Origin of the sequence: Herbaspirillum sp. CAH-3 (assembly GCF_009668275.1) — a bacterium.
Lineage (GTDB): Bacteria > Pseudomonadota > Gammaproteobacteria > Burkholderiales > Burkholderiaceae_D > Herbaspirillum > Herbaspirillum aquaticum.
In genome coordinates this window covers 1-15,296 of sequence record NZ_VSWE01000015.1, presented here as the reverse complement: position 1 = coordinate 15,296, position 15,296 = coordinate 1, and the positions used below count along the sequence as shown (strand labels likewise).

Annotated in this window: 17 protein-coding genes and 1 pseudogene; 9 read left to right on the top strand and 9 right to left on the bottom strand. The window is 60.6% G+C overall.

Going from position 1 to position 15,296, the window contains the following annotated elements; genetic code table 11:
- Window positions 1-169 precede the first annotated feature (169 nt).
- The 7 genes from FYB76_RS19365 to FYB76_RS19335 form a co-directional block, all read right to left on the bottom strand.
- Window positions 170-1,576: an ISL3 family transposase gene (locus FYB76_RS19365; RefSeq protein ID WP_154134751.1), complete on the bottom strand. Its 1,407-nt coding sequence runs from the start codon at window positions 1,574-1,576 to the stop codon at window positions 170-172.
- Window positions 1,577-1,578: 2 nt separating this feature from the next.
- Entirely contained in the window at window positions 1,579-1,944 is a 366-nt protein-coding gene (locus FYB76_RS19360; RefSeq protein WP_154134750.1) for a hypothetical protein, read from the bottom strand.
- Between the two features lie 88 nt (window positions 1,945-2,032).
- Window positions 2,033-2,317 carry a hypothetical protein gene (locus tag FYB76_RS19355; RefSeq protein ID WP_154134749.1) on the bottom strand — a complete coding sequence of 95 codons (285 nt, stop codon included), beginning with the start codon at window positions 2,315-2,317 and terminating at the stop codon, window positions 2,033-2,035.
- Window positions 2,314-2,658: a hypothetical protein gene (locus FYB76_RS19350; protein WP_154134748.1), complete on the bottom strand. Its 345-nt coding sequence runs from the start codon at window positions 2,656-2,658 to the stop codon at window positions 2,314-2,316. Before FYB76_RS19350 ends, FYB76_RS19355 begins: the two co-directional genes overlap by 4 nt.
- Window positions 2,648-2,908 carry a hypothetical protein gene (locus FYB76_RS19345; RefSeq protein ID WP_154134747.1) on the bottom strand — a complete coding sequence of 87 codons (261 nt, stop codon included), beginning with the start codon at window positions 2,906-2,908 and terminating at the stop codon, window positions 2,648-2,650. Before FYB76_RS19345 ends, FYB76_RS19350 begins: the two co-directional genes overlap by 11 nt.
- On the bottom strand, window positions 2,901-3,338 hold the full coding sequence (locus tag FYB76_RS19340) for a DUF551 domain-containing protein (RefSeq protein WP_154134746.1): 438 nt from the start codon (window positions 3,336-3,338) through the stop codon (window positions 2,901-2,903). The genes FYB76_RS19345 and FYB76_RS19340 overlap by 8 nt, the downstream gene beginning before the upstream one ends.
- A 2-nt stretch (window positions 3,339-3,340) precedes the next feature.
- Window positions 3,341-4,141 (bottom strand): Fic family protein, encoded by an 801-nt coding sequence (locus FYB76_RS19335; protein WP_154134745.1) that lies wholly within the window; start codon window positions 4,139-4,141, stop codon window positions 3,341-3,343.
- Between the two features lie 147 nt (window positions 4,142-4,288).
- On the opposite strand from FYB76_RS19335, the gene FYB76_RS19330 reads away from it, so the two are divergent.
- Window positions 4,289-5,908 (top strand): chorismate-binding protein, encoded by a 1,620-nt coding sequence (locus FYB76_RS19330; protein WP_154134744.1) that lies wholly within the window; start codon window positions 4,289-4,291, stop codon window positions 5,906-5,908.
- A 15-nt stretch (window positions 5,909-5,923) separates the two neighbouring features.
- On the opposite strand, the gene FYB76_RS19325 is transcribed toward FYB76_RS19330, so the two are convergent.
- Entirely contained in the window at window positions 5,924-6,877 is a 954-nt protein-coding gene (locus FYB76_RS19325; protein ID WP_154134743.1) for a LysR family transcriptional regulator, read from the bottom strand.
- A gap of 235 nt (window positions 6,878-7,112) precedes the next feature.
- On the opposite strand from FYB76_RS19325, the gene FYB76_RS19320 reads away from it, so the two are divergent.
- The 8 genes from FYB76_RS19320 (at window position 7,113) to hpxZ (ending at window position 14,826) form a co-directional block, all read left to right on the top strand.
- On the top strand, window positions 7,113-8,072 hold the full coding sequence (locus tag FYB76_RS19320; RefSeq protein ID WP_195724678.1) for an ABC transporter substrate-binding protein: 960 nt from the start codon (window positions 7,113-7,115) through the stop codon (window positions 8,070-8,072).
- Window positions 8,069-8,902 (top strand): ABC transporter ATP-binding protein, encoded by an 834-nt coding sequence (locus FYB76_RS19315; RefSeq protein WP_154134741.1) that lies wholly within the window; start codon window positions 8,069-8,071, stop codon window positions 8,900-8,902. Before FYB76_RS19320 ends, FYB76_RS19315 begins: the two co-directional genes overlap by 4 nt.
- The gene (locus FYB76_RS19310; protein WP_154134740.1) at window positions 8,899-9,642 is read left to right on the top strand and encodes an ABC transporter permease; all 744 of its coding nucleotides are present in this window, start codon (window positions 8,899-8,901) and stop codon (window positions 9,640-9,642) included. Before FYB76_RS19315 ends, FYB76_RS19310 begins: the two co-directional genes overlap by 4 nt.
- A 5-nt stretch (window positions 9,643-9,647) precedes the next feature.
- Window positions 9,648-10,769: a ring-opening amidohydrolase gene (locus tag FYB76_RS19305; protein ID WP_154134739.1), complete on the top strand. Its 1,122-nt coding sequence runs from the start codon at window positions 9,648-9,650 to the stop codon at window positions 10,767-10,769.
- A gap of 186 nt (window positions 10,770-10,955) precedes the next feature.
- Entirely contained in the window at window positions 10,956-11,849 is an 894-nt protein-coding gene (locus FYB76_RS19300; protein ID WP_229297031.1) for an outer envelope protein, read from the top strand.
- Between the two features lie 12 nt (window positions 11,850-11,861).
- Window positions 11,862-13,712 carry an allophanate hydrolase gene (gene atzF, locus FYB76_RS19295; RefSeq protein WP_229297030.1) on the top strand — a complete coding sequence of 617 codons (1,851 nt, stop codon included), beginning with the start codon at window positions 11,862-11,864 and terminating at the stop codon, window positions 13,710-13,712.
- An 18-nt stretch (window positions 13,713-13,730) separates the two neighbouring features.
- A complete protein-coding gene (locus FYB76_RS19290) occupies window positions 13,731-14,423 on the top strand; it encodes a cysteine hydrolase family protein (protein WP_154134738.1) in 693 nt (230 codons plus the stop codon).
- Between the two features lie 25 nt (window positions 14,424-14,448).
- The gene (hpxZ, locus tag FYB76_RS19285; RefSeq protein ID WP_154134737.1) at window positions 14,449-14,826 is read left to right on the top strand and encodes an oxalurate catabolism protein HpxZ; all 378 of its coding nucleotides are present in this window, start codon (window positions 14,449-14,451) and stop codon (window positions 14,824-14,826) included.
- 47 nt (window positions 14,827-14,873) lie between these two features.
- Here hpxZ and FYB76_RS19280 read toward each other — a convergent pair.
- Window positions 14,874-15,167, bottom strand: a pseudogene (locus FYB76_RS19280) (integrase core domain-containing protein); the annotation flags it as partial.
- Between the last annotated feature and the right edge of the window lie 129 nt (window positions 15,168-15,296).

Below are 15,296 nucleotides of genomic sequence, written 5' to 3'. Positions count from 1 at the left end.
TTCTTTTTAAATCAGTTACTTGCTGACTGGTCTGTTTTCCCCTCCCAACGCTCCCTTTCTTCTTGCGCTGCACTTGCACCTCCGGCATTCCAGTCGACGCTAGGCTCGTTTCGCAACGATAATATTAGTTATCTTGTTTGGCTATCCGATTTCCGTGATTGAAACGGGTTCATAGCTCTCCGCTCTCGATCATGCGGATGAGTGTTGAAATGTCCGCGCCGTAGTTCTTTCCCGGCTTTCCCGATTCTGTTGATTTCGGGACGTAGGGCTTCGGCTCAGGTGGCGGCTTCGGCGTCATCCGTGCAAAGGAGTCACACACCTCAAAATTCCTGATGTTGCCGGGTAGCCCATAACCCATTTCAACTGGCTCAGGCTCACGCCTGCGCTCGAACTTCGGGCGCGACAGCTTGTGCTTGTGAGCGCCTTCCGAGAACAGAATCTTGGCCCGCAGCGCCTCGAAAGAATAGCCACGCCCCAATCGGTTCATCACGCGGATCAAACTGTTCAAGCTCTCGGTGTACGCATTCGTGACCGGGTGGTTGAAGTAGTTGAGGATCGGCATCGTCCAATTACCCCACGCCCGCTCGATGTCGGCAAAGGCGTCTGCGATCTCGGACGGAATGCTCTTCTGCCACTGGATGAACTTGGCTTGCGCCTCGTCTGGTGACTCGGCATCGTAGATGCCGAAGAACTGCTCCTTGAGTCGGTAGGCTTCACCAAGCTCCGGGTAGTTCTTCGTCCAGCCGTCGAGGTTCAACCGTTCCTTGTCATTCAGGTCGCGCTCGCGCTTGAGCAATACAAAGCGGTCGTGCATCAACCCGCGACGTTGTTTTGGTGTCAAAGATTCGCGCAAGCTCTTTCTGACCCGTTCCATCGCATCGTTCGCCATGCGAACAACGTGGAATTTGTCCACCACGATCTCGGCCTGCGGAATGACCGCCCGAACAGCATCGCGGTATGGCGTCCACATATCCATTGCGACGTACTGGATGCGCTCTTTGCCTTCCAAGTGGTGCAGGAATCGAACCACGGTGTCCTTGTTGCGGTTCGGCAGTAGTTCAACGATGGTGTTGTTCTGGATGTTGGCGATGACGCCACGCGGCTTGATAAGGTGGATTTCGTCGATGCCCATCCACTTTGGCGTCTCGAAGCGAATGGTCTTCTCAAGCTCATTCACGTAGTCATTGAAGACAGCACGCACAGTAAATTCCGTGCAGCCAACTTCCTCGGCGATGCTGGCGAAGGTGCGCTTGATGGCTTGCTTCCCCATCCATTGCGCCAGCCGCTTGGTCATCAAGCGTTTTTCGTCAATCTCGGGTAGCCCCTCGTAAAACGTTTTGCCACAGTTGCGGCAGCGGTAGCGGCGGGTGTCGATGTAGAGGCCGACACGCCGGCCATGCATCGGGAGGTCTTTGACCATCTGTTCCCGGCGACCGAAGCCGACAAGGTTGGCAGACTGGCAATGCGGGCAGGACGTTGGCGCGTGCAGCGTTTCAACGTCGATGTGGTAATCATGCTCGTTCTCTTGGATGCCCAATACCTTGTAGCAGGGAAGATTGAGGATGTTGGCTGGCATGGTCAGGCTTTTCCATCAATCGCTTTGTTGCGATACTCTGCATATCCCAATTGGAAATGCCCTGCCAATGCCTCGCCATATGAGCGTCTCGCGTCAGCGACCGCTTCGTTTTCAGGAATGTTTCGTCGCGCAGCTTCGTAGCCATTGCAATACGCGCCACTTGCGTCGATGAGACGGTCCATTACCTCTGCTACAAGCGGCCCCGGTTCCAGCCAAACAGCATTTCCGGCTACCTTATCAAGATCGACAGTGACAGAAACGTAACGATCTTCTTCCCCGTCACCGAACAATGCCACGTCATCAGGTATGCCGCTGAGCGCTTCGCGGAGTTCGCCCACTGTCTGGCAGGTGGAGTATCGTTTGGTCATGGTTATTCCCAGTGCTGTTGTACAGGCGGTTCAGCCAGCAGGATGGATGCCGTTGCAGCAACCGAATCGCCGTCCTGATATGCCTGAATCAACCGGCGCGTGCGCGGGCTGATAAAGTCGATGTCACCTCTGCGCCACGAATCACCTTGGGTTGTAAGTTTTTGATTGCCTCATCCAGCACTCCGTATGCGCCGCAGTCTTGCGGGGCCAGCGATAGCGCCGCAACAATCGTTGCGAACATTTCGTCCGACAATTCTCGCAGCCGAGTGACTTCGGCCTGTAGGCGTGCCTTGTCACGCTCAAGCTCGATGACGCGATCAATCCCGTTGCGAGCGATCATCGCCACGTCCTGAATGGCCTGCTCGGTGGTCATGCCTTGCCCTCCGTGGCCGCCGTGTAGCCCCATCCGAGATCACGGAACATCTTCATGCCGCGCTCGGTGACGCGCCAGCCGCGCTTCTTGGCGCGCGGTTCATATTCCTCGACGAAGAAGTCCGGCACAGGTGCCCAATGTCCCAGCGGAATCAGGCTGAATTCGCTTTTTCCGATCAACTCGTCCGAGAAGAACTCGACCAGCATCTCGCTGCCCTTGCGGCTGACGATCTTGCCAACACGGCCCGCATCTTGGTGTTTGCTGTCGGGATGCAGGACAACGAAGCATCCCGGCTGGAACATGGCTTCCTGCTCTTTCGTCAGTTCAAAATCAGTTGTCATATTGACCTTCGCATTCGCACGGACGCCACTCACAACGTGGGCAGAAGCCCATCGCCATGACAGCCTGCTTGAGTTCAAAGTGGCATTCAGGGCTTTCGGGGTGATTCAATACGCTGAACGCGGCCAACGCCATCCGCTCCACCGCCTTGTTTTCGTGCTGCCAACGTTCAATATTGTTCTTCTCCAGCAGGCGCAGCCGGTCGATTTCCTTCTGCTGTTCTGAGATCACTCGCTCAAGTGCTTCACTCATCGCCGACTCCCCGCTTGGCCGATCCGTGGGAGATAACCCACTGCGCTGCGCGCAGATCGTCCGAGTTGTCGGCCATCAAAAGCGCCTTGACCGCACCTACCTGCTGACCGTTCACCTCTGGCCGAAACACGGTCATGGACGTTTGCGTTCCGGTAGGCAGGGCGTCCATCAGGTCGTGCAGTGCGTTTGCTGCCTTTTGTTCGCCCGTCCAGTTCGGACTGCCGTTATTGGACGGATGGGGCATCCAGTGGGATGCAACCTTGCATTCCTCCGGTTGATCCTCTGGATCGGCATAGAAACACTCGTTCAGTGTTTCTGCCTGCACATCAAACACCTGTTCGCCGTTGAAGTCGTGGCCCTCGGTGTAGATCAACACCCGTCCATGCTCGTCCGGGTTCGGCATCCTGTCGGTCAGCTTGATCCATTGCATGATTACGGCTCCATTCCGCTGTCGTGGCTTCGATCTTCCTCGGGGGGAGGAACAATTGCCTCTGCATCCGGGTGGCACCCGGCGAGGAAATCCATCATCTCCGTGGCATCCTTCGAGAGATAGAAGCGCACCATCTTCTCGTTGAACTCCTGCGCTTTGGCCGCTGGCACGCTGATGGCGTCGATGCCATGCGACATGAGCACGCCGTTCATCATGAAGCGCGAGGTGCGCTTGTTGCCGTCGAAGAAGAACTGCTGCAAGGCGCCGAACAGGAAGAACGCCGTTGCACGTTCAAATGGTTCGCACTCTTGCAGTGCTGTCACGCCTTCGCTGAACACTCGGTTCAGTTCCGGTGCTCCGGGGAGTGTCGGCAGCGGGGTATAGCGGCCATGCTCACCAAGGCCGACATCCGGCGTGTAGTTTTTCTCCTGCCCTTCGCCACGGAACACACCCCACTCCAAGGCTTCCTTGCGGGCGACGATGCTATTCAGTTCGGTGAATACCGGCTTGGAAATGGAGAAGTGACCGCCCTTGACCATCGCCAGCAGACGTTTGGAGCTTTCCGCGAGATTCAGGATTTGTTCCTGATCGGAAATCTTGCGCCCGCCGATAGTCACGCCATCCAGCAGCGTCTTGACTTCGGGGAACGTGAAGGGGTTGCCTTCGAGCACCGATGCATCCCACACAAACTCAGGCAGCATCTTGTGGAAGCGGAAGCAGACCCGCTCAAGCGAGTGAGCCGGAACGGAAGTCGGCACTGCCGATCTGTCCCATCGGAAGCCAAGCGCATCAAAGAGGGTCATGTTGCTGCACTCCATCAATCATTGAACACGGATTTATGATAGCAATACATAACACTTGCGTCAATCACGTAACACGCTTTTGCGCCACCAAGCCATCGACGACACGACACGGCATTTCAATCACGGAAAACGGATACCCCCGAAATTTTGCTGTTCGCCCACTGCAGGCGCCTCGATCTGCGGCAATTGGGCGACTGGCTGGAGCAGCATCGCCAAACCCCGGCCCATATCGCCAATCTGCAGGCAGACACCGACCGCGACGGCTTCGACCGCGCCATCGCCCGCATCCGCGAGTACATCGCCGCCGGCGACTGCTATCAGGTCAATTACACTTACCGGCTGCATTTCGACGTGCGCGGCGCGCCGCTCGATCTCTATTGCCGATTGCGCAAGCGCCAGCCGACGCGTTACGGCGCGCTGATCGCCCTGCCGGACGGCCGCGCCGTCATCTCCTGCTCGCCGGAATTGTTCATGCGCCACGACGCCGGCACGCTGACCGTGCAGCCGATGAAAGGCACCGCCGCAGCCGCCGAAGACGCTGATGCGGCGATCGCTGCGGCGATCAACGAAAAGCGCGCCGCGGCGCTGGCCGGCGATCCCAAGAACCGCGCCGAAAACCTGATGATCGTCGATCTGCTGCGCAACGATCTGGGCCGTGTCGCGCAAACGGGCTCGGTCCGGGTGACCGATCTGTTCAAGGTCGAGCGTTTCGAAAGCGTGCTCCAAATGACGTCCACCGTGCAGGCGCGGCTGCGGCCGGATGCGGATCTGCCCGAAGCGATTGCCGCGCTGTATCCCTGCGGTTCGATTACCGGCGCGCCGAAACGGCGGGCGATGCAGATCATCCGCGAGATCGAAACCGCACCGCGCGGCATATATACCGGTGCGCTGGGCTGGTTCGATGCGCCGGCATCGGCATCGGCATCGACATCACCATCGCCATCGCAAGCCATTGGCGATTTCTGCCTGTCGGTGCCGATACGCACGCTGATGCTGGACGCGCCCCGAAACGGACTGCGGCGAGGAAAAATGGGCATCGGCGCAGGCATCGTGCATGACAGCGTCGCCGCGGACGAATTCGAGGAGTGCAAATTGAAAGCGCGTTTTCTGACCGGGCTACCGAAGGATTTCCTGCTGTTCGAAACCATTTACGCCACGCGCGCCGACGGTTGCCGGCATCTCGGGCTGCATCTGCAGCGCCTTTCCCGCTCGGCAGCGGCCTGCGGGTTTTCCTGCGATATCGATGCCGTCCGCGGCGCTTTGCAACAGGCCGCCGGCGCCCTCGCCGACGAACGCCCGTACCGGATGCGTCTGACGCTCGCGCAGGACGGCGCCGTCGCACTGGCTTCCGCCCCGCTGGCGCCATTGCAGGAGCCGGTCCGGCTGTTCATCGCCGCGGAGAATACGGACAGCGGCGATTTCTTCATCGCCCACAAAACCACCGTGCGCGAAGCCTATGACCGCGCCTGGCAGGAAGCAGAACAGCGCGGCGGCTTCGATCAGCTGTTCGTGAACCAGGACGGACAGATCACCGAGGGCGGCCGCAGCAATGTGTTCGTCCGTTTGCGGAATGGCTGGTACACGCCGCCGTTGCGGGCAGGCGTATTGCCCGGCGTCATGCGCACCGTTCTGCTGGAAGATCCTGCATGGAATGCGAGCGAACGCGACCTGTCGCTGGAGGACTTGCGCAATGCCGAGGAAATCGTGGTGTGCAATGCGCTGCGCGGCGCCGTGCGCGCGAACCTGGCGTGGGAGCAAATCCCGTAGGCCTTCTGTCAGGCGTTACGCCATCTCATCGAAAATTGCCGACATATGTTCGGAAAAAGCCGCCGCCGCGCCCGGCAGCGATCTGCCGCGCCGCATGGCCAGGAACAACTCCGTCTTGGCCAGTCCCGGATCGGTCAGCGGGATCGAGACCATATCCGCATCGAACGCCGTCCCGACCCGAAACTGAAAGCACACCGCCTGGCTCAGCCGGGCATATGCCTTCATCGTTTCGATGGAATTCGATACCAGCGCCGGCTCGAACTGAAAAGAGGCCTTCAGCAGCGCCCGGTCGATCAGTCCCCGGCCGGCCAGGGACTCGTCGGCCAGCGCGATCGGATAGGCCAGGCAATCCCGCAAACGCAGCGTTGCGTGCGAAGCCAGCGGATGATCCTGCGACACCACCGCGCAAAACGGCTGGGTGGCGACGGCGAGAATGCTGACGTCGGAGCGGTTATATAAATCGTGCGTCAGAATCAGATCGGCGGTATCGGCCGCCAATGCATCCAGCAGGCGGCCGGCGGCTTCGATCACAACGTTGAAATACACCCCCGGATGCTTGAGCTGGAATTTCGCAATCGCGGCCGGCAATAAACGGCCGGCGACCGATTCCGTGGCGGCAATCCGCACCCGGCCGCGCACCAGGCCGCGCAGATGCTCGATCTGCGAACTGACCAATTCCAGATCGGTCAGCGCGCGGCGCACGTAGTTCATATAGACCTCGCCGGCCGTCGTCAGGCGCACCCCGCGCGCCAGCCGCTCGAACAGGGTGGTGCCGAGTTCGTTTTCCAGATCGAGTATGCGCCGGTTCAGCGCGGAGGAAGCCATGTGCAGCGATTCGGCAGCCTTGCGGATGGAACCGTGGCGCGCGACGGCATTGACGTAAATGAGAATGCGCGGCGGCCTCAGCACGCCTTTGGCGGCATTTGCCTGACGCCCGGAGGCAGTTTCTCCGGAGGTGGATTTTTCCATGATTCAGCCTGTATAAAAATTTCCGCGGCCCGCCCCAAAAAACAGGCTGGAGCGCCCCATAAACGCCCTCGAACGACTGCAGCCGCACCAGGATTGCGCCGCCCGCGCACCACCGCCGGGCAATCCGGCGAGTGCGCTGTTTTTGGCATCGCAATGCGCTAATTCTAATGCTAGATGAGCGCGCATGGAGTGATTAAACTTCATTCATCTTCTTCCACCAATGCAAAGGATCGTTATGCGAAACATCTGGTTGTCCGTCTTCGCCGGCGCAATGATTGCCGCTTCGTCGTTCACGGCGCAAGCCGCCGATTCCGTCACCGTGCGCCTCAAATGGTTTAACCAGGCGCAATTCGCCGGCTTTTACGTGGCCAAGGAAAAAGGGCTGTATCAGGCCGCCGGCCTGGATGTGGCCGTGCAGCCCGGCGGGCCCGACTTTCCGTCGATTCAAATGGTGGCCGGCGGCAATGAGCAATTCGGCGTCACCAGCGCCGACCAGATATTGATCGCGCGCGGCAAGGGCGTGCCGGTGGTGGCGTTGGCTGTGATCTACCGCAAGAGCCCGTTCGTACTGTTTTCGCTCAAAGGCAGCGGCATCGATACGCCGGCCAAATTCGTCGGCAAGAAAATCGGCCTCAAGGTCGGCGGCAATGAAGAACTGGTCTATCGCGCCCTGCTCAAGAAAACCGGCGTATCCAGCAAAAGCCTGACCGAGATCCCGGTCAAGTTCGATATGACGCCGCTGCTCACCAAACAGCTCGACGTCTGGCCCGGCTATCTGAACAACGAAGTGATCGCCGCGCGTGAAAAAGGATTCGACGTCGACATCATCTCGCCGGCGGATTATGGGCTGGATTTCTATGCCGATACGCTGTTCACGACCGAAGCCATGGTGCGCGATCACCCCGATGAGGTGCAGCGCTTCGTGACGGCGACGCTCAAAGGCTGGGCCGACGCCGTGGCGCATCCGGAAGAAGCCGCGAAGTTGACGGTCAAGCAGGACAGCAAGCTCAGCTATCCCCATGAGCTGACCATGATGAAAGACAGCATCCCGCTGCTCAAGCCGGACGCGCAGCCTATCGGCTCCATGCAGCTGGCGAACTGGACTTCGCTGCAGAATCTGCTGATCCAGGGCAATTTCCTCAAGGGCCCGCTCGATCTGAACAAGGCCTTCACAACCAAGTTCCTCGCGCCATGAAAACCTCGCCGACACTTGCCTGCGTCAACGGCGCCCCTCTGAACAAGGGCGCGCCTTCGCCGACGGCCATCTCCGTCAATGCCCTGCATATCCGCTTCGGCGCATTGACGGTGATTGAAAACATGGATTTCACCATCCGCTCGCAGGAGTTCGTTTCGCTGCTCGGACCGAGCGGCTGCGGAAAATCGACGCTGCTGCGCGCCATTGCCGGCCTGATCGCGCCGACCAGCGGCTCGGTGCGCCTGGGCGACGTCGATGCCGTCGAGAGCAAGCAGGACAATGCGGGACTGCGTGTCGGCCTGATGTTTCAGAAACCGCTGCTGCTGCCGTGGCGGACAACGCTGGAAAACGTTCTGCTGCCGGTGGAAATCGAACGCGGCGGCAGCCGTGTCGACGACATCGATATCGTGCGCGCCAAGCGGGTGCTGTCGCTGGTGCGGCTGACGGATTTCGAACAATCGTATCCGCACCAGCTCTCCGGCGGCATGCAGCAACGCGCCGCGCTGGCGCGCGCGCTGATGTCGGACCCCGATCTTCTGCTGCTCGACGAACCCTTCGGCGCCCTCGACGAGTTGACCCGCGATGCGCTGAACGAAGAACTGCTGGCCATCTGGCGCAGCACGGAAACGCGCCTGAAGACCATCGTCATGGTGACCCACTCGATTCCGGAAGCAGTGGCGCTGTCTGACCGCATCTTCGTTTTCGCGCCACGTCCGGCGCGCCTGGCAAAAGTGGTCGACATCGAACTGCCGCATCCGCGCGACCAGGAAAACATGGCTTTCATGCAATCGGTAAGCCAGGTCCGCCAACTCGTCAGGAGCTTGTCATGAAATTGCGCTCTTTCATTCCCGCAGGCTTTCTGATCGGCGCCCTGTGCCTGTGGGAAGCCGCCGTCAGGACGCTCGACGTGCCCGCCTACATATTGCCGCCGCCGTCGGTCATCTTCGCGGCGATCGACCGGAATCTGTTTGCCGATCTCGGCTATACGATGATGGAAGCCATGACCGGTTTCCTCATCGCCAGCGGATTTGCATTCTGCATCGCCCTGCTGTTCGTGCGTTCGCCGATGCTGGAGCGCGGCCTGTTTCCGATTGCGATCACGCTCAAGACCACGCCCCTGGTCGCCATTGCGCCCTTGCTGGTGCTGTGGATGGGCACCGGCTGGTGGTCGAAAATCACCGCCGCGGCGCTGATCTGCTTCTTTCCGGTGCTGGTCAATACGGTCAAGGGCCTGAAGGCGGCGGATGCGGAATATTACGAACTGTTCCGCTCCCTTCATGCATCGCGGGGAGAGGAATTCCGCAAACTGCGCATTCCGTATTGCCTTCCTTACCTATTCTCTGCGCTCAAGATTTCATCCTCGCTGGCGATTGTCGGCGCCATCGTCGGCGAGTTCGTCGGTGCAACGCATGGCCTCGGCTATCTGATCATGATTTCGTCATCGCATCTCGACACCGACATCCTGTTTTCCGCCATCTTTGCCGCAGCCGGCGCCGGGATTGTGCTGTTTCATGCGATCAGCTGGTTGGAACAACGTTTAATTTTCTGGCATAGCGCCGAATTGGAGTGAAGTTAATGACAGTCCATCAAGTCGATCTTTTTCGAATTCAAATGCGCGGCCCCGGCGATATCAGCGGTCTGCACGCACTGGTCGGAGAAGGCAGGATCGATCCGAAAGACATCGTGGCCATTCTCGGCAAGACCGAAGGCAACGGCGGCGTGAACGATTTCACGCGCGAATATGCGAGTAAGACCTTCGCGGCCGCGCTCGCCGAATATCTGGGCTGCACCCGGGATGAGGTGGAATCGCGCGTGGCGCTGGTCATGTCCGGCGGCACCGAAGGCGTGCTGAGTCCGCACGCCACCGTTTTCGTGCGCCGCGCCGTCGCGAAAAAGGAAAGCGGCGGCAAGCGCCTGGCGATCGGCGTGGCGCACACCAGGGATTTCCTGCCGGAGGAACTGGGAACGCAAAAGCAGATCGCGGAAACCGCGCAGGCGGTGCGGGAAGCCATGTCCGACGCCGGCATCGCCGATGTATCGGATGTGCATTTCGTGCAGATCAAATGCCCTTTGCTGACGGCTGAGCGCGTGGAGGACGCCAAGCGGCGCGGCCATGCCACGGTTACCGCCGACTCCTATGCGTCGATGGCCTATTCCCGCGGCGCCTCCGCGCTCGGCGTGGCGCTGGGCCTGGGCGAAATCGACGAAGCGGCCGCGCTGGAAAGCGCCGTCCTTTCGAACTGGAGCCATTATTCTTCCGTCGCATCGACCTCCGCCGGCGTCGAACTGTTCTGCAACGCCATCGTGGTGATGGGAAACAGCGCATCGGCTGCCGGCGACAACATCATCGGACACTCCGTCATGCGCGACGCCATCGATCTGCGCGGCGTGCTGGAAGCCTTCCACAGCGTGGGCTTCGATGCGGCCAGCGTACTCAGCGGCGAGGCCGGCGCTCGCGTCCTGAACGTATTTGCAAAAGCGGAGCCGTCGCCGGAAGGACTCATCAGAGGCATGCGCCATACCATGCTGGACGACTCCGACATCAATTGCACCCGCCATGCGCGCGCCGCGGTGGGCGGCCTGGTCGCCTCGGTCGCGGGCTGCGGCTCGGTCTACATTTCCGGCGGCGCCGAGCATCAGGGACCGCCCGGCGGCGGCCCCATCGCCGTCATTGCCAAGAGCATCGCCATGAGCTGATCCGCCGAGCTCGCCGCGGATACCGCATCCGCCAAACACCCGCCACGCAAGTTCCAAGTCCTCCTGAAATCAGTCTGACGATTGAGGACGGCTCACGCCCCTTGTCTGGCTTTCGGACAGTTTCGCATTGTTGTTGAACACGCTGTCAAACCCGTAACCAAACCTTGCTCCATGGGGGAATATTTTATGAAAAGCCTACTCAAGAACATACATCGCCAAACAAGCGCAATTCGCGCGAACCGCGCGCCGTTTGGCGCCGCCTGCCTGCTTGCGCTATGGGCGCTCGGCGCCTGCGGCGCGGCGTCGGCGGAGGAATGGAGCGACACCTCCATCGGTTATCGGCACGGTACCAAGTTCGCCGAGCCGTACAACTCCAAGGACATCACCAAGGACGTCTTTTCGCTGACCCATGCGGGCGGATACAAATACGGCACCCAGTTTTTCAATATCGACCTGTTCGAATCGAATTCGGCCGATCCGGGAACGGGAACCAATAGCGGCGCGCAGGAAGCCTATATCGTCTACCGGAACACTTTCGACATCGGCAAGATCGCGAACAAGTCGCTGGCGTTCGGGCCGGTGCGCGGCGTCGGCGTTACCGCCGGCTTCGACTGGAATACCAAGAACAACGTCGGCTACGAGTCGAAAAAACGCATGCTGGTGCTGGGGCCTACCCTGATGATGAATGTGCCGGGCTTCCTCAACTTCGATCTGCTTCTGCTCTATGAAAGCAATGCGCCGGTCGGCGTGGCCGGGCGCTATACCTACAAGCTGCATCCGGCGCTCGGCGCCGAATGGGCGATTCCGGTCGGCGCGCTGGGGCCGGTTCCGGTCTCGTTCGAAGGATATGGCCTGTATATCGCCGCCAAGGGCAACAATGAATTCGGCGGCCCGACAGCGCCGGAAACCAATGTCGACATGGAATTGATGTTCGATGTAAGTTCCGCCGTCGGCGCCGCGCCGAAGACCTTCCGCCTCGGCCTCGAATATCAATACTGGCGCAACAAGTTCGGCAATCCACCCTCGGTGCCGGGTTCGCTGGCAAAGACGCCGATGATCCGCGCCGAATATCATTTCTGATCCCGGAATTTCATGCAATCGCCCATCATATCGCCGGCCCCGGCCATGCCCGAAGCTGCGAATAACAAGCGCGACGCTTCAAGCATTCCGGAACTGCATGCGTCCTATGCCGCCCGGCAGATCACGCCAAGCGAAGCGATCGACGCATCGAGGGCCGCCATCGAATCGTCCGAACGCGGCGAAGTCTGGATATCCCGTATTGCGCGTGATGTCTTGATGCGGCAGAGCGCGGTGCTGGACGCCATGCTGCGGGAAGAAGGCGAGGCGGTTTTCCGCAAGATGCCGCTGTTCGGCATCCCGTTCGCCGTGAAGGACAATATCGACGTGGCGGGCATACCCACCACGGCTGCCTGTCCGGATTATGCCCGCATCGCCGAATCGACCGCCTTCGCGGTCGCCAGGCTCCAGCAGGCCGGGGCGGTATTGATGGGTAAAACGAACCTCGACCAGTTTGCCACCGGCCTGGTCGGCGTTCGTTCACCCTACGGCGCAGTACGCAATGCGTTCAAGCCGGAGCATGTATCGGGTGGCTCCAGTTCCGGCTCCGCAACGGCGGTCGCGCTGGGGCAGGTGCTGTTTTCGCTGGGCACCGATACCGCCGGCTCCGGACGCATTCCCGCCGCGTTCAATCATCTGGTCGGCCTCAAACCCACGCGCGGCCTGATCAGCGCCGGCGGCGTGGTGCCGGCCTGCCGCACGCTGGACTGCGTTTCCATCTTCGCCAACGACGTCGGCGATGCATGGCGCATAGCGCAGACGGCGGCCGGATACGATCCGGCGGACGGCTACTCGCGCACGCCGCCGATGCTGGGCGTCAAATGCGGCGGCTATCGCATCGCCGTTCCCGAACATCCGGAATTTTATGGCGATCGCCGTGCTCAGCGCGCATTCGAGCAGTCTCTGAAAACCATCGGGGAACTGCCCGGCGTGAGCCTGCATCCGGTACCGTTTCCTCTGTTTGCGGAAGTGGCGCAACTGCTTTACCAAGGACCCTGGGTGGCGGAGCGGCGCGCGGCGGTCGGCGATTTTTTTGCCCCTCATGCCGACCGCATGGATCCGGTAGTCCGCAGCATTCTGGGGCAATCCGACCGTTTCAATGCAGTCGATGCATTCAATGCGCAGTATCGCCTGGCCGACTTGCGCCGCCGGGCCGAACATCTGCTCAAGGACGTCGATTTCATGCTGACCCCGACGGCGCCGACCTTCCCTACCATCGACGCGGTCCGGGCCGATCCGGTCGCGCTGAATTCCCAGCTCGGCTATTACACCAACTTCGTCAATCTGCTGGACATGGCGGCGCTGGCGATCCCCGCCCATTGGCGGGAAGACGGCTTGCCGGCCGGCGTGACGCTGATCGGGCCGGCCGGATCGGATCACCGGCTGGCGCATGCCGGCGCGCGGCTTCAGGAAGCCTTTGGCGGGAAGGCGCAGGCCGATGTCATTGCCGCCGAACCGCTGCCGTTCAATGAAGCCACCGTCAAACTCGCCGTGGCCGGCGCCCATTTGCACGGGCAGCCATTGAATTGGCAACTGCTGGAAGCCGGCGGCAGGCTGCTGGCCGCGACATCGACCAGTCCGGAATATCGCCTGTACGCCCTGGCCGCCTGCGAGCCGCCCAAACCGGGCCTGGCGCGCGTGGCAACGGGCGGCGCGGCCATCGCCGTGGAAGTCTGGGAACTGCCTCTGCGCAACTTCGGTGCCGTGGTGGCCGCCGTTCCGGCGCCGCTCGGCATCGGCTCGCTGATGCTGCAAAACGGCGAATGCGTGAAGGGCTTTATCTGCGAACCCGCGGGCCTGGAAGGCGCGCTCGACATCACGCTCCATGGCGGCTGGCGCGCCTATCTTCATGCAACGCAAACCTGAATCCAAGCGGAGAATTCGATGCCTGCCTCTTTCATCCATGCCGAGCCTTACCCCTGGCCTTACGACGGCGATCTGACGCCGGCCAACACCGCGCTGATCGTCATCGACATGCAAACCGATTTCTGCGGCGTCGGCGGCTACGTCGACAAGATGGGTTACGACCTGGCGCTCACGCGCGCGCCGATCGGCCCCATCGGCCGCGTCATGCGGGCCTTGCGCGCCGGCGGTTATCCCATCATCCACACTCGCGAAGGCCACCGGCCGGATCTGTCCGATCTGCCGGAAAACAAACGCTGGCGCTCGCGCCGCATCGGCACCAATGGCGTCGGCATCGGCGACGACGGCCCTTGCGGAAAAATCCTGGTGCGCGGCGAGCCCGGCTGGGAAATCATCCCGGAACTGGCGCCGCTGCCCGGCGAAATCGTCATCGACAAGCCGGGCAAGGGCTCCTTCTGCGCCACCGACCTGGAATTGATTCTGCGCACACGCGGCATCCGCAACCTGATCCTGAGCGGCATCACCACCGACGTCTGCGTGCATACCACCATGCGCGAAGCCAACGACCGCGGCTTCGAATGCCTGCTGCTGGCCGATTGCTGCGCGGCGACCGATCACGCGAATCATCTGGCGGCCCTGTCGATGATCAAGATGCAGGGCGGCGTCTTCGGCGCGGTGACCGATTCGAACGCCCTGCTGAAGCTACTGGGCTGAACATTCACTTTCAAGAGGAATTTCCATGCAAATCAACTTGCCTGACGTCGTCGAAGAAGTCCGCACCGCATTTCACGATTACGAAGACGCCCTGCTGCGCAACGATATTGCCGCGCTGGATCGCTGGTTCTGGTATTCGCCGCAAACGGTGCGCTACGGCGTCGCGGAAAACCTGCTGGGCGGCGAGGCGATCCGCCAATACCGGCAGGCGTGCGCCCCTGTGCATCCTTCACGGCTGCTGCAGCGCACGGTGATTACGACCTTCGGACGCGACTATGCCGTCGTCAGCACGGAATTCACGGCCGACGATTCGGCGCGTCCCGGCCGCCAAATGCAGACCTGGGTCCGCCTTGAGAACGAATGGCGCGTGGTCGCGGCCCACGTCAGCCTGATCCAGCAATAAATTCGGCAGTAAATTCAGTGTCCAGTCCTAAAATAGGTTGACAGGTTTTATTGCAACAGAGACGCCCGATGCACCGCATCGGGCGTTTTGTATTTCAAAGCCGTATGTGGCCGTTCTTTGTTGTAAATGCGAACCGATTGCGCCACCATTTTTGCTGCTTGGGGCAAGTCCGCGGGACGATTGAGTAAGAACTCCCCTTTGAGGATGCCGTTGACCCGCTCAGCCAAGGCATTCTGGTAGCAATCGTATCCGTCCGTCATCGAGCAAACCAGCCGGTGCCGGCGGTGGATATCCTGGTAATACGTCGAGCAATACTGAATGCCTCTATCAGAATGATGGATGAACGGATAGGAAATTCAACCGCATGAGGCCAAGTATGGCACGAGTTTTGGGCCTCGAAACACGTTCGGCCAAGGAAGGTTGAGCGCTCGCTTGCCGCTCAATGGCAAGAGCTTGGGAGGCAGTATGCA

What these genes read in the sequence shown, in the direction of transcription:
- FYB76_RS19365 (WP_154134751.1), bottom strand. Translation starts at nt 1,576, where the DNA reads ATGCCAGCCAACATCCTCAATCTTCCCTGCTACAAGGTATTGGGCATC.
- FYB76_RS19360 (WP_154134750.1), bottom strand. Translation starts at nt 1,944, where the DNA reads ATGACCAAACGATACTCCACCTGCCAGACAGTGGGCGAACTCCGCGAA.
- FYB76_RS19355 (WP_154134749.1), bottom strand. Translation starts at nt 2,317, where the DNA reads ATGACCACCGAGCAGGCCATTCAGGACGTGGCGATGATCGCTCGCAAC.
- FYB76_RS19350 (WP_154134748.1), bottom strand. Translation starts at nt 2,658, where the DNA reads ATGACAACTGATTTTGAACTGACGAAAGAGCAGGAAGCCATGTTCCAG.
- FYB76_RS19345 (WP_154134747.1), bottom strand. Translation starts at nt 2,908, where the DNA reads ATGAGTGAAGCACTTGAGCGAGTGATCTCAGAACAGCAGAAGGAAATC.
- FYB76_RS19340 (WP_154134746.1), bottom strand. Translation starts at nt 3,338, where the DNA reads ATGCAATGGATCAAGCTGACCGACAGGATGCCGAACCCGGACGAGCAT.
- FYB76_RS19335 (WP_154134745.1), bottom strand. Translation starts at nt 4,141, where the DNA reads ATGACCCTCTTTGATGCGCTTGGCTTCCGATGGGACAGATCGGCAGTG.
- FYB76_RS19325 (WP_154134743.1), bottom strand. Translation starts at nt 6,877, where the DNA reads ATGGAAAAATCCACCTCCGGAGAAACTGCCTCCGGGCGTCAGGCAAAT.
- FYB76_RS19320 (WP_195724678.1), top strand. Translation starts at nt 7,113, where the DNA reads ATGCGAAACATCTGGTTGTCCGTCTTCGCCGGCGCAATGATTGCCGCT.
- FYB76_RS19315 (WP_154134741.1), top strand. Translation starts at nt 8,069, where the DNA reads ATGAAAACCTCGCCGACACTTGCCTGCGTCAACGGCGCCCCTCTGAAC.
- FYB76_RS19310 (WP_154134740.1), top strand. Translation starts at nt 8,899, where the DNA reads ATGAAATTGCGCTCTTTCATTCCCGCAGGCTTTCTGATCGGCGCCCTG.
- FYB76_RS19305 (WP_154134739.1), top strand. Translation starts at nt 9,648, where the DNA reads ATGACAGTCCATCAAGTCGATCTTTTTCGAATTCAAATGCGCGGCCCC.
- FYB76_RS19300 (WP_229297031.1), top strand. Translation starts at nt 10,956, where the DNA reads ATGAAAAGCCTACTCAAGAACATACATCGCCAAACAAGCGCAATTCGC.
- atzF (WP_229297030.1), top strand. Translation starts at nt 11,862, where the DNA reads ATGCAATCGCCCATCATATCGCCGGCCCCGGCCATGCCCGAAGCTGCG.
- FYB76_RS19290 (WP_154134738.1), top strand. Translation starts at nt 13,731, where the DNA reads ATGCCTGCCTCTTTCATCCATGCCGAGCCTTACCCCTGGCCTTACGAC.
- hpxZ (WP_154134737.1), top strand. Translation starts at nt 14,449, where the DNA reads ATGCAAATCAACTTGCCTGACGTCGTCGAAGAAGTCCGCACCGCATTT.